14 protein-coding genes and 1 tRNA gene are annotated in these 18867 nt (G+C 58.3%); 12 read left to right on the top strand and 3 right to left on the bottom strand.

Translation table 11 applies throughout. The features are described 5' to 3' along the window. Positions 1–3 precede the first annotated feature (3 nt). The 10 genes from G5S47_RS01620 (at position 4) to G5S47_RS01665 (ending at position 16137) form a co-directional block, all read left to right on the top strand. Positions 4–3663: an efflux RND transporter permease subunit gene (locus G5S47_RS01620; RefSeq protein ID WP_219585666.1), complete on the top strand. Its 3660-nt coding sequence runs from the start codon at positions 4–6 to the stop codon at positions 3661–3663. Positions 3664–3815: 152 nt separating this feature from the next. Beyond that, on the top strand, positions 3816–5657 hold the full coding sequence (locus tag G5S47_RS01625) for a cation:proton antiporter (protein WP_179370220.1): 1842 nt from the start codon (positions 3816–3818) through the stop codon (positions 5655–5657). A gap of 250 nt (positions 5658–5907) precedes the next feature. Continuing rightward, positions 5908–6570: a DJ-1/PfpI family protein gene (locus G5S47_RS01630; protein WP_219585667.1), complete on the top strand. Its 663-nt coding sequence runs from the start codon at positions 5908–5910 to the stop codon at positions 6568–6570. A 1-nt stretch (position 6571) separates the two neighbouring features. Continuing rightward, complete coding sequence (locus tag G5S47_RS01635) at positions 6572–8011, top strand: alpha-amylase (protein WP_219585668.1); 1440 nt, start codon at positions 6572–6574, stop codon at positions 8009–8011. A 1-nt stretch (position 8012) separates the two neighbouring features. After that, positions 8013–8921, top strand: coding sequence for a TatD family hydrolase (locus G5S47_RS01640; protein WP_103632350.1), 909 nt, complete (start codon positions 8013–8015; stop codon positions 8919–8921). Between the two features lie 217 nt (positions 8922–9138). Further along, entirely contained in the window at positions 9139–10263 is a 1125-nt protein-coding gene (locus G5S47_RS01645) for a resuscitation-promoting factor (RefSeq protein ID WP_219585669.1), read from the top strand. 245 nt (positions 10264–10508) lie between these two features. Further along, positions 10509–11924: an aggregation-promoting factor C-terminal-like domain-containing protein gene (locus G5S47_RS01650; RefSeq protein ID WP_219585670.1), complete on the top strand. Its 1416-nt coding sequence runs from the start codon at positions 10509–10511 to the stop codon at positions 11922–11924. Between the two features lie 105 nt (positions 11925–12029). Beyond that, complete coding sequence (rsmA, locus tag G5S47_RS01655; protein WP_219585671.1) at positions 12030–13121, top strand: 16S rRNA (adenine(1518)-N(6)/adenine(1519)-N(6))-dimethyltransferase RsmA; 1092 nt, start codon at positions 12030–12032, stop codon at positions 13119–13121. Then, entirely contained in the window at positions 13114–14094 is a 981-nt protein-coding gene (locus G5S47_RS01660; protein WP_006680893.1) for a 4-(cytidine 5'-diphospho)-2-C-methyl-D-erythritol kinase, read from the top strand. Before rsmA ends, G5S47_RS01660 begins: the two co-directional genes overlap by 8 nt. Beyond that, positions 14095–16137, top strand: a complete 2043-nt coding sequence (locus tag G5S47_RS01665) for an ABC-F family ATP-binding cassette domain-containing protein (protein WP_219585672.1) — start codon at positions 14095–14097, stop codon at positions 16135–16137. Here G5S47_RS01665 and G5S47_RS01670 read toward each other — a convergent pair. From G5S47_RS01670 to G5S47_RS01680, 3 genes are read right to left on the bottom strand one after another with little or no spacing between them, the layout of a single operon-like run. After that, positions 16112–16432: a DUF4298 domain-containing protein gene (locus G5S47_RS01670; protein ID WP_219585673.1), complete on the bottom strand. Its 321-nt coding sequence runs from the start codon at positions 16430–16432 to the stop codon at positions 16112–16114. The genes G5S47_RS01665 and G5S47_RS01670 overlap by 26 nt on opposite strands. Further along, complete coding sequence (locus G5S47_RS01675) at positions 16429–16962, bottom strand: MarR family winged helix-turn-helix transcriptional regulator (protein ID WP_219585674.1); 534 nt, start codon at positions 16960–16962, stop codon at positions 16429–16431. Before G5S47_RS01675 ends, G5S47_RS01670 begins: the two co-directional genes overlap by 4 nt. Continuing rightward, a complete protein-coding gene (locus G5S47_RS01680; protein WP_040318374.1) occupies positions 16959–17594 on the bottom strand; it encodes a TetR/AcrR family transcriptional regulator in 636 nt (211 codons plus the stop codon). Before G5S47_RS01680 ends, G5S47_RS01675 begins: the two co-directional genes overlap by 4 nt. Positions 17595–17716: 122 nt before the next feature. On the opposite strand from G5S47_RS01680, the gene G5S47_RS01685 reads away from it, so the two are divergent. Together G5S47_RS01685 and G5S47_RS01690 are read left to right on the top strand one after the other, a co-directional pair. Continuing rightward, positions 17717–17787: transfer RNA gene (locus G5S47_RS01685), tRNA-Gln, on the top strand. Positions 17788–17826: 39 nt separating this feature from the next. After that, positions 17827–18867: a bifunctional UDP-N-acetylglucosamine diphosphorylase/glucosamine-1-phosphate N-acetyltransferase GlmU gene (locus tag G5S47_RS01690; protein WP_006680898.1), complete on the top strand. Its 1041-nt coding sequence runs from the start codon at positions 17827–17829 to the stop codon at positions 18865–18867.

The following is an 18867-nucleotide window of genomic DNA, read 5'->3' on the forward strand; positions in this document are numbered from 1 at the left end:
TTGGTGAGGTTCCGCCATCTGATCTTTGTCATCATGGTGGTGGCGACCGGTGTGTGCGCTGTCTTGGCTCCCAGGGTTGGCGTTATCAATGACATGGTGGAGTTCCTGCCCGCGACCTCCCAGATGCGTGCAGGCACCGACATCATGGAGGTTGAGTTCCCCGGCTCCATGGACACGTCGTCGACGCGCGTCATGTTCACCGGCCTGACAGCTTCCGAAGAAGAGTCGACTTTGGCGAAGCTTCAGGCGATCCCGAATGTTGATTCGGTGGGGTACGAGGCTCGGACTGAGGATTCAGACGGGATTTATCACCAGGGTGATCACACTCTGTTCATTGTTGAGTCCAAGCATGCTTATGGGTCGGCAGAAGACGCGGCGATCCAGCAGGCACTCACCGATCAATTCGCGATCAAGGGTGCGTTGATTGAGTCGGATAACCCGTCACCGACCTCAGAGCTTCCATTGTGGATCGTGATGGTTGCTGTTGTTTTGCTTGCACTGATCCTGTTTGCGATGTGCGCGTCCTGGCTTGAGCCGATTCTGTTCTTGGTCACGATAGGTATGGCCGTTGTCCTGAATTTGGGGACGAACCTGATTCAGGGGTCGATCGCAGATGTGACTTTCACGATCGGAGCGATCCTTCAGCTGGTCTTGTCCATGGATTATTCGATCATCCTGATGAATCGCTACCGCCAGGAGAAGACGCCTGATGGGTCGCGCCCAGAGGCGATGGTGCGCGCAATTCGGGGGGCTTTTTCGTCGATCGTTTCTTCGTCGATGACCACGGTTGTTGGCCTGCTGATGCTCTGTTTCATGTCTTTGCTGATCGGCATGGATTTGGGTATTGCTTTGGCCAAGGGTGTGTTCTTGTCGATGGTGAGCGTGTTTACGATTCTGCCGACGCTGATCCTGTGGTGCGATAGGGCGATTGAGAAGACCGCGAAGCCTTATCTTCGGGCAAACTTTCATCCTCTTGCACGGTTCGAATATAAAGCTCGTATTCCGATCCTCGTCGCCTTCATTGCTTTATTCGCTGGCGGTGGCGTGATGGCTGGAGGCGCGCCGGTTGCGTACACGCTGGCGAAGGCGGATCCGATTGCGGATGTTTTCGAGAAGGAAAACTCGATTGTTCTTCTGTATCGCAATGGCGATGATGCGATTGCGGGCCAGCTAGCTGAGCGTATTTCCGATACTGATGGGGTTCGCTCTGTCATGTCTCAACCGACGACGATCGGACGCCAGCGTTTTGTCGACGATATGTCTGTTGCCCTGAGCGAAATGGGGAGTGAGGACCTGAGTTTCGACTCGGACATGCTGTCTCTGGTCTACTTCTTAGCGCATGACGGCCAGGCAACTGAGCGTATGAGTCTGCCGGCGTTCATTTCTTTCATTCGCAATAATCGGCTGATCGTGTCACGCACGGATGAAGACACGTTGAATTCGCTGGCGCAGCTGGAGCCCTATCTTGACCGTGATGCTCTGCTGGGGGTGCGAGGCCCCGCAGATTTGGCGAACTTCCTGGGGATGAGCGAATCCGAGGCGCGCGGAATCTACCTGTATCACGCGATCTCGAACCCAAATATTTCGGCCGATTCGATGACGCTTGGCCAGTTCGCTGACTTCATCGTCAACGACGTGCCGAACACTCAATACGCGCCCATGGTCAGTGGTGATGCGCGGGCTCAAGCGGAAAACCTGCAACGTTTCACCGATGCTCAGGCGATGACCACTCCGATTTCTTTCAAACAGATGGCGAATCTGCTGGGGGTTGATTCGTCGCAGGTGCGCCTGCTCTACGCGAAGAAGAAAGCTGAAACGGGGGAGTACGCGAACGATTCGCGAACACTGAGGGCTTATGTTGAAGCGCTCAACGCGGTTGCAACAAACGAACCGCAGGTCAGTGCCCAAATGGGGGAGAGGTCAGCGCAGCTGGCAAGCCTGATGGCATTGACTGATACCACAACGCTCGCTACACCGATGGATGCGCAGGGGCTGGCTCAGTTCCTGTCAATGGAGCCCGAACAAGTGGGGCAGATCCTTGCGATGCGCGCCACGCTTTCGGGGCACGACCCTGCAACCGCGACTACGGCCAGCCCGTGGGAGATGATCGATTTCCTGAACACGCAGGTCCAGGCGGGAGAAGCATCTCCGCTGGCGGGCTCTCTGACCGACGACCAAAAAGCGGGCATCGAGCAGATGTATCAGATCGCTTCCCTTGCCGTGTCCGGTCAGCAGATCCCACTGTCAACGTTCGCGTCCATCGTGTCGATGAACTCGGCTCAGCTTCAGGTGATCATTGCGATTGCGGACTCGCCCGCCCATGCGACCGACTGGCTCTACACTCCGCAGACGATTGCCTCTGACTTGGCGAATGACTCGTCTCTGTCAGAACAACAGCAAGCCGAGGTCTCCACCTTGCATTCGATCATCGATGCTTCGGTTGCGGGCACCTACTTTACGCCCAGGCAATTGGCGAGTTTCCTTGGCATGGACGCCAACCAAGTTCGTCAGCTTTCCCTGCTCCGCACCTCGATGTACGGCGATACGAGTTCGTGGAATATGAGCGCCTATGACGCCGTGAGCTTCATCCTCGACACGATGGCGTACGACCCTCAAACGTCCGGGAATTTCAGTGAAAGCCAGGTGAGCCAGCTGAGTGCCCTGCGTCAGGTCATGCGCGCTGTCGTTGATGACAGTCAGCTGAACCCAACTGAGATGACAAGCCTGCTGGGACAGCTTTCGGCGCTGACCGCTTCAAGTCGCTCGCTCGATACGAATCACGTCGCGCTTGCCTACCTGATTCACGGCGCGCAAACGGCAACAGATCGGGGTGAAACCGCTGGTCAGACACTATCGATCGCGCAATTGGTGGACACGCTGAATACGCAGATTTTGGATGATGCGCGCTTTTCTTCGTTCATCGACGACAAGATGCGCACGGCAATCACCGACGCATCACACCAGATCCGACAGGCCAGAATTCAACTGGTCGGGGACACCTGGTCACGGATGGTCATCACTACGACCCTGCCTGAAGAATCCGATGCGACCGAAGCGTTGATCGGCCAACTGGAATCGGCGTGCGCGGAGGATCTGGGCGGGAACTGCTACCTGGTCGGCAACTCGGTGTTGGTGCACGAGCTCAAGTCGTCTTTCGATTCGGAAATGAGTCTGATCCAGTGGCTAACTGCTGGCTCAATCTTCCTTGTCGTCGCGCTGACCTTCCTGTCGCTGTCGGTTCCGTTGCTACTGGTTCTGCTGGTTCAGTGCGGCGTTTTCCTGACGATCGCCACGATCGGACTGCAGGGATACGACAATTACTATTTGGCCCAGCTGATGGTGCAGTGCATTTTGATGGGTGCGACGATCGACTACGGCATCCTGCTGACAAGCCAGTATCGCGAGGGTCGGAAAGAACTTGATATCCGGCATGCACTGGCTCGCGCATACGACAATTCGATGCACACGATCGCAACGTCCGGGTCAATCATGATCCTCGTGACCGGCATTCTTGGCTTCCTATTTGAGAACCCGACGATCGCGCAGATCTGTCGCACCATTTCGATCGGCGCATTGTGTGCGTCCGCGCTGATTATCTTTGTCCTGCCGGCGTTACTTGCTTTGGGGGATAGGTTCTTCGCAGGTCGTGAGCGTCTGCGCTGATAAATATCGCGCTGATGCCCGTGTGCGCTGATAATCCTCGTACTAACGATCATCTGCACTCGCAGTCATATGCTCTGAAAAGTGCCTGCGCTCAGAACCACCGGCGCTGAGACTGGCGAGAAAACCCGCGACCCCTTCAATAAAATGCGGGTATGAACACCCTGCTGATTGCCGTTGTCGCGTTGATCGCTATCGCTTTTGCTGCGCAGGTGTCGCAGAAAATCGGCGTGGCCTCACCGCTGATTCTGCTTGCACTGGGCATCGCAATCGGCTTTCTACCATGGGTTGATCCGATCGAGTTGGAACCCGATCTGATCCTCGAAGTCATCTTGCCCCCGCTCCTGTTCGCGGCCGGAGTGTCGATGCCAATCATGGATTTTCGGCGCGAACTGAGAATGGTCGCAGCCCTTGCGATCGGCTTGGTGATCATCAGCGCTCTGGTCGTCGGTTGTGTCTTGAACTGGCTGGTCCCAGCTATTTCGCTCCCGTGGGCAATCACGCTGGGCGCGGTGCTCTCGCCGACTGACGCGGTTGCCGTGTCGATTGTGAAGAAACAGGGTGTCGCTCCACGCATCATCACCATCTTGGAGGGCGAGGGCCTGTTTAATGACGCGACGGCCCTTGTCCTGGTGTCGTCGGCAACGTCGGCTGCACTTCTGGGTGACGCCGATGCCCTCAATCCCGCGCACCTGCTGAGCGATTTTGTTATCGCGCTACTGACCGCCGTTGCTGTTGGCTGGGTGGTAGGCGAAGTTGGTAGCCGCATGCGTTCAAAGATTAAACAGCCCGCAGCAGACACCGTTTTTTCGTTTGCGATGCCGTTCATTGCCTCGATCCCCGCTGAACACTTGGGTGGTTCAGGCTTGGTCGCGGCCGTCGTTGCAGGTTTGATCGTTTCCTACAATCGCAACGTGCGCATGCCTGCTCTGAACAGGCGGTTTTCCCAGCAGAACTGGCACACGGTGGAATTGGTCTTGGAAGGCTTCGTCTTCCTGATTATGGGGATCCAAGCTTTCGGCATCTTCGAGAAAGTTGAGGAAGGCCAGATCGGCGTTGGATATGCCCTGCTCCTCGCCCTGCTTCTTGGCCTCATCGCGGTTGGTGTTCGCGTCCTCTTCCTCGCGCCCCTCTTGGCGTTCTTGAACCACAGTCAATCGCATGCTCGCGCGCGAATGGAACGTGACGAAGAACGTCTGCGTCTGCATGAAGAGCGCCTGGCGCACGCGAGTGATGTCGATCCTGAGCTTCTTGAAGCCCGAAACATGAGCCCCGAGCAATGGAATGCGGCTGTTGAACGGTGGCACCGCAGGGTTGAACGTGGCTGGCGCCAGCAGAGGCGTCGCGGAAACGACTTGGAATACTTCAACGCCCAGCCCTTGGGCGTGCGCGAAGGGTCGATTCTGGTGTGGGCAGGCATGCGAGGTGCCGTCACGCTTGCGGCCGCCCAGACCCTGCCTTTCGCGACCCCGATGCGTAACGTCCTCCTGCTGATCGCACTGGTCGTAGCCGGCGGTTCGCTGGCATTGCAGGGCTTGACTCTGTCGTGGGTGATCCGTTTGGTGAAGCCTCAGATGGCTACAGATACAGTGAATGAAGAAGAACGCGAGCACCTTCTTCACCTCATGCATTCCTCGCTTAAAGAGACTGCTCTGGCCGAGGCCCTGCATCCTTCCGCTCTTAAGACACCCATGCCTTTCGGTGGGGTGATCGGAGCAACCAGCGTCCAAGCGAGCGTCGCAAAGGGGACATCAGAAACTGCCTCCACTAGTGAAAGTGATGGGCGTGACCCGGTGCCCGTAAACCCCATTCCGGACAAGACGCCCGAGCAAGGTGCCCTCACCATCGAACAAATGCGAGTCCTTGCCCTCGAAGCGATCCGCGAACAGCGTCAGGCTCTGCTCGAAGCACGTAATGAAGGCGTGTTCTCATCCGCCGCCCTCGAAACGGCAATGGAGCGCCTGGACCAAGAAGAAATCATGCTCAACATCGGTTGATCCTGTCGATCATGCGCAACTTCCCGTGAGTGCGGCGATGATCCTGATCACTATCTCCGTCGGCCCGACGGTGGTCGTCGGCATCGTCCCATCGCGTAAACCATGCGTGAAGATCCCGTCGAGGCTCTGCGAAGCAAGTCATGTGGCGCGTAGACGCGGGGCAGTAGGTAGGTAGTTTCACGCTTGCTGTCAGTGAATTCGTCCATGGTCAGCGCGATACTTGAAGGCAGAAAGCTATTAGGAGGTCCTCATGCCAACCCCGACCACTGTCACAACCGACGCGTCCGTCGGCGTCCTCATCGCGCCCGGACTAGAGGAAGTGGAAGCGCTCGCGGTCGTCGACTGCCTGTATCGGGCGGGCGTGCGCGCTGACCTGATTGCCGTTCCGGCATCAGACAGTCAGGCCGTAGAAGAACCTCGTTCCAATCCTTTTGCTAGCGCGCCGTCGTTGCTGTTGCCTACCCGTTCCCTGTCCGTCACGTCGTCGCACGGCATCACATTGGTGTGTGACCTGCATCTTGATGACGCGGACCTGTCTGAATACACCGTGCTGTTCCTGCCCGGAGGCATGCCGGGCACCGTGAACCTTGAAGAAAACATGAAGATTCAGGCAGAGATTGCTCGTCGCATCGCCTTCGGCAAGCCTGTCGCTGCGATCTGCGCGGCTCCTTCGATCTTGGCTCACGCTGGATTCCTCGGCGGGCGAAACGCGACGGCGAACCCGGGCTTTATGAAGGATCTCGAAGTGGGCGGGGCGCACGCTCTGACCGATTCGGTTGTCGTGGACGACAACGTGTTCACGTCGCGCGGAATGGGGACGGCTATCCAGCTTGGTCTGAGCCTCGTGAACCATCTGCTGGGCGAAGAGGCTGCCAAGGCGGTTGAAATCGCGATCGTGAAACAGGACGACTGACATGAACGGCACTTTGTTGCAGGGTTTTTCGTGGTACGTGCCCAATGACGGCTCGCTTTGGCGTTCGATTGCTGATCAGGCGCAGCACCTGTCTGACCTGGGAGTCAGCGCCGTGTGGTTGCCTCCAGCATATAAGGGGCAGGCGGGCATTGATGACGTCGGATACGGCGTGTATGACCTGTGGGATCTGGGGGAGTTTGACCAGAAGGGCGCTGTTCGCACGAAGTATGGGACGCGCGAAGAATATGTGGGGACTATCCAGGCCTTGCATGATTACGGGATCCACGTGCTTGCAGACACGGTTCTCAACCACAAGATGGGTGCAGACGCGTCAGAAACGGTGACCGCAACCCCGATTGATCAGCAGAATCGCACCATTGAAGTCGGCAACCCTGAACAGATCCAGGTCTGGACGCGATTCACGTTCCCAGGTCGTGCTGGCACGTACTCGGATTTTGAATGGGACTGGACGTGTTTTCACGGGACTGACTGGGATGAAGCGACTGGGCGCAAGGGGCTCTGGCTGTTCGAGGGTAAAAAGTGGAACGAAAACGTCGATGACGAGTTCGGTAACTTTGACTACCTGATGGGCGCTGACGTCCACTTGACCGATCCCAAAGTCATGGATCACCTGGTCGAATGGGGAGCCTGGTATCTCGAAACAACGGGGGTTGACGGCCTGCGCATGGATGCGTTGAAACACATGGGACGCGACTTTACGATGGCATGGCTCGACCGCATGCGTGATGTTTCTGGCAAGGAACTCTTCACGGTCGGCGAATACTGGAGCGCTGACCTTGGTGAACTGCGGTCATTCATCGGTGATGATCGCCGACTGAGCCTGTTTGATGTCCCGCTTCACTTCAACTTCCACCACGCGTCGCGCGCCAACGGTACCTTCGACATGAGCGGAATCTTCAACGGCACGCTGGTGGACGCGGACCCCACGATGGCAGTCACATTTGTGGAGAATCACGATACTCAGGATGGTCAATCGCTGGCGTCGCCGGTCGATAGTTGGTTCAAGCCCGCAGCCTATGCGCTGATTCTTCTTCGCGAGGCCGGCTACCCCTGTGTATTCCACGCCGACCTATTCGGGGCTGAAGGTGAGCATCCTATTGCTCCGGTTGAAGGACTAGAAACCCTGATGAAGATGCGTAAGACGCGCGCGTACGGTGTCCAGTGGGATGCGTTCGACGATTCTCACGTGGTCGGTTGGGCGAGGCAAGGGCAGATGGATGACGCTAGTGACGGTGTTGCTGTTGTTATTTCCGATTCTGGTGAAAGCGCAAAGACTCTGAATGTGGGTGCTCATCATGCCGGTCAGATCTGGGAGTGCGTGATCGGCGGATGTGAACCCATCCAGATCGGTGACGATGGTTCTGCTTTGTTCCCGGTTCCAGATTCCGGATTGTCCGTCTATTCTCCGAAGGGGGTTTGACGTGGGTAAACGACGTCCTCGCACATGGCCAGAGGTCCCGGCTCCGCTGGCGGAGCCGGTCATGGATAATCACACGCACCTTCCCGTCCATGAGGGCGAAATTCCGAAAGCTGACGGTGTGAAGCTGTCCCTTGAAGAACAGATTGAGCGTGCTCGATCGGTGAATATCACCCGCCAGGTCTCCTCTGCCTGCGAGCTCCCTGACTTCGATCCGATGATTCAGATCGCTCGATCCTTCCAAGGTGTCCAGGTTTCGCTGGCGATCCACCCCAACGAAGCCGCTCTTCACGCTGGAGTCCAGGTCCCGTCACCCGACGGCTTAATCCCGACTCAACGCGATCATCACATTCCCCTTGACGAAGCGCTGTCAGAAGTTGAACGACGTTTAAGTGATCCGACGGTCGTCGCCGTCGGAGAGAGCGGGTTGGACTACTTCCGTACCGCAGACGAAGGTAAGCAAGCGCAAAAAGAATCGTTTGCCGCCCACATTCAGATGGCTGAGCGAGCCGGCCTGCCCCTGCAGATTCACGATCGTGACGCTCACGATGACACGGTTTCCGTCCTTGATGACGTGGCGCGCGCAGATCAGCTGATTGTCTTTCACTGCTTCTCCGGAGATGGGCAACTGGCAGACATCCTGGCAAAGAATGGCTGGTATGCATCGTTCGCGGGCCCCATTTCGTATCCCGCCAATGATCACCTTCGCCAGGGACTTCTCCGGATGCCCCGCGAACTTGTTCTTGTCGAAACGGACGCTCCCTACCTGACACCCGTCCCACATCGTGGTTCGCCAAACTCTTCGTACGTGATGGCTCACACCGTCCGATTTATCGCGGATCTTTGGGAAGCCAGTGAAGAAGAGGCCTGCCGTCGATTGATGGAAAACTCGCTCAGAGTCTACGGAAAGTAGGGGGTGGGTACGCCTTTTTGGCGGTTGAGAACGCGCTAGCTTCGTCCCATGAGGCATCAAGATCGGTGATGAACCTCGTTAATTTGTTTCGTGAAGATAGACACGAACTGACGCACGCAGATAACAAAACGGTTACGGTAAGTGTGTTAGTCCGTTATCGGCTCACACGATGCACGCATCGAGTCACCCGAGCGGAACCTTCAAAGTCTGGAGCCGCGTGAACATTTCACACCCGAGTAAACGAACCGTCATCACTGGCGCGTCCGCGCTTGCCCTTGCAATGGTGGGAATCGCCGCGGGCGGAGTTGCCTCTGCTCATCATCAGGTCACCCTCGAACTCGACGGTGTCTCACTGCCGGTCGAAGGTTTCTACACCACTGTTGACGATGTTCTTGAATCCGCAGGTGTGAATATTGGCGAGCACGACCTTGTTGCTCCCGCAACCTCAACTCGCGTCCACGACGGCGACATGATCGTAGTCCGCATGGCCTCCGCATACGCGGTGAACATTGACGGTGAAGACCTGACTGCATGGTCAACCGCCGACAGCATCGACGGCGTCTTGGACTCCATCAACAGCGAGTCCACGATTACGTTGGCTGCGGATCGTTCCAAACTGCGTTCTGAAATGCCCGTTGTTACCGACGGTACGCCGATCATCCTTGACGTTGATGGCACACAAACCGAAATCACCGCGTCCGGTAAGGGAGCTGACAAGGTTCTCGCAGATGCTGGTGTCAGGCTCGGTGAATTTGATCGTTTCTCTTACATCTTCAGCGAAGGTAAGACCACGTTGAAGGTCACCCGAGTGAGCCGAGAAACCGTCACCGAAACCGAGGCGGTTGCTTACTCGACCCAAGAGCGTGAAGACGACACCCTCTACCAGGGCGAAACCTCGGTCGTTCAGGCCGGTGTGAACGGCTCTATCACCCGCAAGCTGTTCCGCGAAACAGTCGACGGGCAGGTCACCGTGAACCGTGTGATCTCTGAAACCAAGACCGAGGCAACCAGCGAGATCGTTGCCAAGGGAACCAAGGAGCGCACCGCTTCAACCGCTGCCGCTTCTGCCGGCGCTGGAAGCGCATACTCACTGTCTGCTGATTCTTCTGGTGTTTGGGCAGCCCTTGCGCAGTGTGAGTCGGGCGGTAACCCGGCAACGAACACGGGCAACGGATACTACGGTCTCTACCAGTTCACCTTGTCGACCTGGCGGTCAGTTGGTGGTACGGGGCTTCCGTCCAACGCGTCCGCTGAAGAACAAACTGCCCGAGCTCAAGTGCTGCAGGCGCGTGCAGGCTGGGGTCAGTGGCCGTCGTGCACTCGAGCAATGGGGCTGTACTGACAGGTAACGGGCCTGTACTGACCGGTAATTGGGTCTGAACTGACAGATTCTGCCTGAGTGACAACAGAATCCACGTTGCTGGGTGACGTTGATTCTCAACACGCCGCGGGTGAGCGTTGACTTTCTTAAAATAAGTGGGGTGTAAAGGATCACCTTGCACCTGTTCACCTGTGCAGTGCCCCTGGAATCACGTACCGTGGACACCGGTGAACTACTCACATTCCACTCAAGGAGCTACCGACCCTGTGATTTCACGTTCGATGCTTTCTGAAACCGTCCTGCACCCCACCCGTGCTTTCCTGGGCGGATTAAACCCAACGCGCAAAACAGTCGTTGCCACCGCATGGTTGGCGTCTGCGACGATGGCGGTTGTTGCTGGAGGCGGAATGATGTCGTCTCGCGCCGAGCTGACGCTCGAAGTCGATGGGGTTTCTCAGCCGATTACGACGTGGGGTGGAAGCGTCTCGTCGGTTCTGGCGCGCGCGGGTGTCGCGGTTGGCGAACACGATCTGATCCAGCCGTCGTTGAACACGGTTGCTCCCGATGGGGGAACGATCATCGTGCGTACCGCGAAGGAATACAAGCTGACCGTTGATGGGACGCCGACGACGATTTGGTCGACCGCTTCCTCCGCTCAGGCTCTTCTTGTCAGTTCATCATCCCTTGGTAGCGATGTTGCCGTTGCGGTGGATCGTAGGTCTGTCAGGAAAGACGTGACGAAGATTGTTGAGCGTTCGCAGAACATCACGGTTCAGGCTGACGGTCAGCAGACTACGGTTCAGGTCTCTCCTGAACAGCGTCCCGATGACATCGTCGCGCAGGCTGGAGTCCAGTTGACTCCCAATGACCGCCTGAACGTGAGTGTCCGGCCTGATCGCTCGATGAAAATTAACGTGGACCGCGTGACTCGCGGATACGTTGATGTGGATATCCCCGTTGAATTCAGCGAAACCACCCAAGAGTCTGCGGACCTGTTCAAGGGTGAATCGAAGATTACCCAAGCGGGTGTTCAAGGCGTTGCTGCTCAGAAGCAATGGCAGGAAAGAGTAAACGGCAGGCCCGTTTTTTTCGCCGTGATCAGTGAATCGGTGACAACCGCTCCCACCGCGCAGGTCAGGTCGAATGGTACAAAGGAAGCGACTCCTCAGGCGCTTGCTATCGCCGGAATCGACCCGAAGGCCACGTTGGAGACAACCGTGGACAGTGCGGGCAACTCGGTCACCGCATACACGGCAAAGCTTGGAACGATCTCTACCGAAGACGAAGTGAACGCTGTTATTGCATCGATTGAAAGCGCGACGGATCGTGCGAAGGCTCGCGCTGCGTCCGTGTACGGTGCCAGCGTCGCTTCCTATGCTGCTGGCGATCCGCGTGGCATTGCCCAGGAACTGGTGGTCAGTTTTGGCTGGGACATCAGTGAATTCCAGTGCCTTGACAAGTTGTGGACTCGCGAATCTCATTGGAACCCCAGAGCAGAGAACGTGAGCTCAGGTGCCTACGGTATCCCGCAGTCGCTTCCCGGCTCGAAGATGGCGTCCGAGGGTGACGACTGGCGAACCAACCCAGAAACCCAGATCAAGTGGGGTCTGAAGTATATCAAGGGTCGCTACCAGAGCCCGTGTGGTGCATGGGCTCATTCTGAGTCTGTCGGCTGGTACTAATCCTCCGCGTGAATTGTGCGGGCACCGTTCATTGGCATGGCGAGCGCAACCTAGCGCACACTTTCCGCACCGCGGTCCAGCCTGCCTGACCAGTAGAATGACAGGGTGACTCGATCTCGTACCCGCACCCCGAATACTCGCTTGGATCCGACTCTTCCAGAGGGCGTCCAGCCGTCTGAAACCGGCTTGCTTGGCCCGCTTGAAGTGAAAGCGATTGCCGATGCGCTCGGTATTCGCCCGACGAAAGTTTTGGGGCAGAACTTTGTACACGATGCTGGGACGGTTCGTCGCATCGTTCGCGCCGGTGGTGTGGAAGCGGGGGACGAGGTCATTGAGGTTGGCCCCGGCCTTGGTTCGCTGACGCTGGCGATTTTGGAGACCGGTGCGCGCGTGCGGGCGGTCGAGATTGATCCGCCACTGGCTCGAGCTCTTCCGCAGACTGTTGTTGCTCGTATGCCTGAAGCCGCTGATCGTTTCCACGTGGTGAACGCGGATGCGACGAAGATCAACGGTGTTGCTGACTTTGGTGTGGATTGGCCACCTCCGACGAAGCTGGTCGCGAACCTGCCGTATAACGTTGCTGTTCCGGTGCTTCTGGCGATGCTAGAGAGAATCCCGACGCTGACGGATGTTCTTGTCATGGTCCAGTCTGAGGTCGCTGATCGCTTGGCTGCAGGCCCCGGGTCGCGAACCTATGGCGTGCCGTCGGTGAAGGTCGCCTGGTACGGTCAGGCTGAGCGTGCGGGCACGATCGGTCGCAGTGTTTTCTGGCCGGTTCCGAACGTGGACTCTGCGTTGGTTCGTTTGCGCCGCGATGGCGAGCCTCGTGGTGATGAAGACCTGCGTCAAGCAACCTTCGAGGTTTGTGATGTGGCGTTCGGTCAGCGCCGTAAGACTCTCCGCGCTGCGTTGAAGACGTGGGCGGGTTCGCCAGCTGCCGCCGAAGCGCTGTTGGACGTTGCCGGAGTGGAATCGACCGCCCGCGGTGAAGCACTCGGTATTGAAGAATTCGTGCGCCTTGGTCGCGCGGTCCTCGAACTGCGTGCGTGTGGGGTGCTGGCTGCTCGCGTCGATCCTCGTACAGGCAAGTCCGTGGGGTCTTCCCCAATAGACCAGGCTGCCTCCACTGCAGCCCTTGGCGCTGACAATGGGGCGGAGTCGGCGCTCGCTCAACAGCAGGATTCTGCTGATGCGTGAAGTGAGGGCGAGCGCTCCGGGCAAAGTGAATCTGACTCTTCGCGTGGGACACCCGACCGAGGACGGATATCACCCGCTGGTCACGGTCTTTGAAGCGCTCAATATGCGCGAGACAGTCACTGTTCGCACATCGCGCCGTCTTGGTATTCACGTGACAACAACGGCGTACCTGCCTAACGGTCGGGTTGATGAAGCGACGACTGCTGCAATGGCGGAGTTGGATCCCGAAAACCACTTGTGCGTCAAAGCTGCACGTAGCCTGCAGAAACTTGCTGCGATGGGGCCGTGGGGACACACGGCTGCCGGCATTGAGATCCACGTGGAAAAGCATGTGCCGATGGCTGGCGGTATGGCCGGTGGCTCCGCGGATGCTGCCGCGACGCTTGTTGCCTGCAATGCACTCTGGGAGCTGGGCCTCAACAGCGATCAGCTTGAAATGATGGGACGAACGCTGGGTGCTGACGTTCCCGCATGCCTGACCGGTGGCATCGCGCTGGGAACCGGTCGAGGCGACCATACGAGTCTGCTTGCCGACGGTTCAGACGAACCGCGTCACCACTGGGCGATCGCCTTGGCGCACGGGGGTTTATCAACACCTGCTGTTTTCCATCAGCTTGACCAGATGGGCGGGCCTGGAGGCACGTGGGAGCTTCTTGAAGATCTCAGTGATGAAGCGGGCGCTCTACTGACAGGTTCTGCCGAGCAAGCCGCGCCCTGCCTCGTCAATGACCTGACCGAAGCGGCACTTGAATTGCGCCCCGAACTGGCTAAGACGATTGCTGGCGCGCGTCATGCTGGCGCCCTGGCCGTGATTCTTTCCGGATCCGGCCCGACAATCGCGGCCCTTGCCACCAGCGCGGAAGACGCCCACTGCATCGCCGACGAACTCGCTCAGCTCCCCACCGTCTCCGCAGTGTTGACGACGTGGGGTGCCGCGCGTGGCGCAATGATTGAGCACGAGGACAACGCATAAATGGCTCACCTTCTAGGAACGCAATCCCTGGCCACAATGGCGGGATCGCGCAAACTGCTCGATGACGTCACCGTCAGCCTGTTTGATGGGTCGCGCGTCGGTATTCTTGGCCCGAACGGCGCTGGAAAGTCGACCTTGCTACGCCTGGTGGCCGGGATTCAGGAACCGGACTTAGGCCTCATCACCATGCGCGACGGTGTCCGCATCGTTGTGTTGGATCAGGTGGATTCGCTCGACCCGCAGATGAGTGTTGTCGACGCTGTCCACCCCGGGCTTGAAGAATACGAGTGGGCCTCGAACGCAACGATCCGCGACATCCACGCGGGTCTGCTGTCCGACATCGACACGCGCGCACTGATTGGGACCCTGTCGGGTGGGCAGAGGCGTCGCGTTGCACTTGCCCGAGTACTCGCCACCGAATCTGACATCGTCTGCTTGGATGAGCCGACGAACCACCTCGATGTTGAAGGCGTCGCGTGGCTGGCCCGTCACCTGAACGCGCGCTTCGCGAAGCCCGGCGCGAATGGCGCTCTGCTGGTTGTCACGCACGACCGATGGTTTCTCGACACCGTGTGCGAGCACATCTGGGAAGTCGTCGCCGGAGTCGACCCGGGTGGCGACCGTCCACAGATCGCTGGCCACGTCGAAATCTACGACGGCTCGTACGCTGCCTATACGCTGGCCCGCGCCGAACGTGTCCGCCAAGCCGATGTGGCTGCCCAAAAGCGCGCGAATCTGCTGACCAAAGAGCTCGCGTGGTTGCGTCGAGGCGCGCCCGCGCGCACATCAAAGCCAAAGTTTCACATTGCTGCCGCAGAAGCCTTGATCGCTGACGTGCCACCACCGCGCGACACCGTTGAACTGGTGAAAATGGCGACCGCGCGCCTGGGCAAAGACGTCCTGGACCTTGAGGATGTTTCGATCGCATTCACGCGCCCGAACGGCGAGGCGAACATCATCTTTGACGGTGTCACCTGGCGCCTCGCACCCGGCGAACGAGTCGGCATCGTCGGTGTCAACGGCGCAGGAAAGACAACTCTGCTGAACCTGCTGCGCGGAGACATCCAGCCTGACTCCGGTCGCGTCAAGCGCGGTAAAACCGTCGAAGTGGCCACGCTGTCCCAGGACACGCATGAACTGGATGCGCTCGCGGATATGCGAGTCGTCGAAGCCGTCGCCGAGGTCGCGCAGACCTCGATCGTCGACGGGCGCGAGGTCAGTGCCGCACAGATGACGGAACGCATGGGCTTTACCCGTCAGCGTGCCTACACGCGAATTAGCGAGATTTCGGGTGGTGAACGCCGTCGCCTGCAGCTGATGCGCCTGCTGATGGCTGAACCGAACGTGCTCCTGCTTGACGAACCGACGAACGATCTTGATACCGATACTCTGGCGTCGATGGAAGACCTGCTGGATTCCTTCCCGGGCACGCTCGTCGTCGTTTCGCATGACCGCTACCTGCTGGAGCGCGTCACCGACCATCAGGTCGCACTGCTCGGCGATGGAAAGTTGCGCGCCCTGCCCGGCGGTGTCGAACAGTATCTCGCCATGCGCGAAGAGGGGCTGGGGCTTACGACTTCCGGCAGTAATGCAGGCTCAATGTCGGCGAATGTATCCGGGAATTCGACAGGTAAGTCCGCGGGCAATTCTGCTTCGAATTCCGCGGGGAACGAGGCCGCCTCGACCATCTCTAACGCCGCCGCTCGTAGGGCGGCGAAGAAAGACGCCGATCGTATCGAACGTAAACTCGAAAAACTGCGCGCCTCGGAAATAAAACTGTCTGATCGCCTCGCCGATCTGGGTGCCCGCGTTGCCACGGATGCCTCGTTGGTCGATGAACTGACACAGGTGGCAGCCGAACATCGCCAGATTCTAGACGAGATCGATGAACTTGAAATGGCGTGGCTGGAAGCGGCGGAACTGTTGGACGAGTTGGGAGCTGGCGGCCAGGACTCAGCGACCGTCAGGACTCAGCCCAGGCACCGCCAGGACTCAGCCGCCGATGAGGACGAAGAGCTCAGTCGTCCAGCAGATCGTCGGTGAAGAAGCGGCTGGAATCCGCCAGAAGTTTGGCCATGAGGGTGCGCTGGCGACTATAGAGGTTCCACACTTCGTCTTCGCCGATTACGCCAAGGCGTTCACCTGCTTCGATTGCGACCTTGCGGTCGTTCATCCACGACGACGAATACTGATCCATCAGCGGAATCATTGTCTGATCCAGTGTCTCAATACTGGCCAGCGCATCTTCTGCCTGATCCATCAGCGCGCACGCTTCGGTGTAGCGCTCTTCCATGTGGTGCAGGCGCTCCAACGCTTCAGATTCGCGGGTCACAGTCATTCTTTAGTTTCAAAGGGGGCCAGTAGAACTGTCAGAAGATCAGCGAGTTTCTCGCGCTCGCCAGATGACAGAGGAGCCAGGATTCCACGTTCAGAATTGAGTAGGGACGCAAGCGCGGTATCAACCTTCGTCTTGCCTTCCTCGGTCAGTTTCACCTGAACGACGCGACGATCTTCACGCGCGGAAGAACGCGTGACCAGGCCTTTCTCCTGCAGGCGGTCAATACGGTTCGTCATCGTGCCACTTGTCACCAAGTGCTCGGCGATCAAATCACCCGGACTCAGCACATAGGGTTCCCCTGCGCGACGCAGGGACGAAAGAACGTCAAATTCCCACGTTTCCAAGCCGTGGTCGGAGAATGCGGCTCGGCGGGCGCGGTCGAGGTGCTTGGCCAGACGAGTCACTCGCGACAGAACGAGCATCGGCGTGGGATCCAGATCTGGGCGCTCGTTTGTCCACGCTTCGACAATGCGAGCGACCTCATCGTGCGCCTCGTGCGTCGGGCAGGAAGCGCGATCAGCTGAAGTCATTGCACACAATCCTCCGATCGGACGACCAGCGAGGGGCTGGGACGCATATTGCGAATGCCGTTCCAGACTAGGTTTACAACGTGTGCGGCGACTTCGTCCTTCTTCATTCGCCGATCGTCCAGCCACCACTGTCCAACCTGCGCAATGAGTCCGACCAGCATCTGCGCGTACAGGGGAGCGAGGTTCGCGTTGATGTCCGTGTGCGAGAACTGTTCGGCCAACAGGTATTCGACGCGCGACGCGACATCGCCGAGCACGGAAGAGAATGAGCCCTGCGTGCGATCGGTGGGGGCGTCGCGAACCAGTACGCGGAAGCCGTCCGTGTGCGATTCGATGTAGTCCAACAGGGCAAGTGTTGCGTTTTCTAGAAGGATACGAGGCCTGGCGCTGGACTCCAACGACGTGTGAAGCTTCGTCACAAGCGCCTGAACTTCACGGTCCACGATGACCGCATACAGGCCTTCCTTGCCGCCGAAGTGCTCATAGACGATCGGCTTCGACACTTTTGCCTTCGATGCGATCTCTTCAACGCTCGTCGCATCAAAGCCTTTTTGAGCGAAAAGTGAGCGTCCAATCTCAACTAGCTGTTCGCGCCGTTCGAACCCGCTCATTCGCGTGCGTTTTTCACTCATACGGTCAGTATGTCATCTGAATCGGGTCACGCGGTAGGTGTGAGGTGTGGCGCGAACGAGCCTTTTGTACCCGGCCGACGTGGCACAGCAAGGGGTACATATGGCAGAATCAAAAGGCGTTTTCCGCCCTGGTGTAACGGCAGCACATGGGTTTTTGGTGCCTTTGGTCCGGGTTCGAGTCCTGGGGGCGGAGCTACAAGTGGGTCACCGCCACGATTTTGGAAGGTAAATCATGACCGTTCCTGCAGCTGTCATTGTCCTCGCCGCAGGTCAAGGCACTCGTATGAAGTCCTCTCTTCCCAAGGTTGTGCACCCCGTTGCCGGCCGGTCCATGATTGGACATGCCCTGAAAGCAGGCGAAGGCCTGAACCCCACGCACCTGGTTGCTGTTGTGCGCCACCAGCGTGACCTTGTCGAAGCTGAAATTAAGCGCGTCAGCCCCACCGCTATCGTCGCCGATCAGGATGAAATCCCCGGCACAGGACGAGCCGTTCAATGTGGCCTGGAAGAGCTGGAACGCCAGGTTGGCCAGATTCACGGCATTGTTGTCGTCACCTACGGCGACGTCCCCATGCTGAGCACCGAGACCCTGAAAGACCTCGTCGATGCCCATATCGAACAGGCGAATGTCGTCACCGTCCTGACCTCGCGCGTCGATGATCCCACGGGATACGGTCGTATTATTCGCGATGCCGGTGGTCGTGTGACCGCCATCGTCGAGCAGCGTGACACCACCGAAGAACAGGCTCTCATCAACGAAATCAACGCCGGTATCTACGCATTCGACGCCGATTACCTGCGCGAATCCCTCGTCAACGTGGGAACCAACAACGATCAGGGTGAGGTCTACCTGACCGACGTCCTCGCGGCAGCCGCCCCCGCTGGAAAGCGTGCGGGCGCTATGGAACTTCTCGATGAATGGCAAGCACAGGGGTGCAATGACCGCGTGCAGCTTGCAGAACTCGGCGCCGAGTTCAACCGACGCATCTGCGAAAAGCACATGCGCGAAGGCGTTTCCATCATCGCCCCCGATTCCACGTGGATCGGCGTTGATGTTGAGATCGGAAACGACACAATAATCTGGCCAGGAACCGTGTTGCGTGGTGCGACGGTGATCGGATCCGAGTGTGAGATCGGTCCCTCAGCGACCCTTGATACCGCGATTGTCGGGAATCGTGCGGTTATCCACAACGCGTGCGTGTCCAACGTATCGGTTGCACCCGATACGATGGTTACACCATTCAGCGTCATCGGACAGTCCAGTCGGGACTGA

Origin of the sequence: Schaalia turicensis (genome assembly GCF_019380255.1) — a bacterium.
GTDB classification, from domain to species: domain Bacteria; phylum Actinomycetota; class Actinomycetes; order Actinomycetales; family Actinomycetaceae; genus Pauljensenia; species Pauljensenia turicensis_A.

What these genes read in the sequence shown, in the direction of transcription:
- G5S47_RS01625 (WP_179370220.1), top strand. Translation starts at nt 3,816, where the DNA reads ATGAACACCCTGCTGATTGCCGTTGTCGCGTTGATCGCTATCGCTTTT.
- G5S47_RS01630 (WP_219585667.1), top strand. Translation starts at nt 5,908, where the DNA reads ATGCCAACCCCGACCACTGTCACAACCGACGCGTCCGTCGGCGTCCTC.
- G5S47_RS01635 (WP_219585668.1), top strand. Translation starts at nt 6,572, where the DNA reads ATGAACGGCACTTTGTTGCAGGGTTTTTCGTGGTACGTGCCCAATGAC.
- G5S47_RS01660 (WP_006680893.1), top strand. Translation starts at nt 13,114, where the DNA reads ATGCGTGAAGTGAGGGCGAGCGCTCCGGGCAAAGTGAATCTGACTCTT.
- G5S47_RS01665 (WP_219585672.1), top strand. Translation starts at nt 14,095, where the DNA reads ATGGCTCACCTTCTAGGAACGCAATCCCTGGCCACAATGGCGGGATCG.
- G5S47_RS01670 (WP_219585673.1), bottom strand. Translation starts at nt 16,432, where the DNA reads ATGACTGTGACCCGCGAATCTGAAGCGTTGGAGCGCCTGCACCACATG.
- G5S47_RS01675 (WP_219585674.1), bottom strand. Translation starts at nt 16,962, where the DNA reads ATGACTTCAGCTGATCGCGCTTCCTGCCCGACGCACGAGGCGCACGAT.
- G5S47_RS01680 (WP_040318374.1), bottom strand. Translation starts at nt 17,594, where the DNA reads ATGAGTGAAAAACGCACGCGAATGAGCGGGTTCGAACGGCGCGAACAG.
- G5S47_RS01690 (WP_006680898.1), top strand. Translation starts at nt 17,827, where the DNA reads ATGACCGTTCCTGCAGCTGTCATTGTCCTCGCCGCAGGTCAAGGCACT.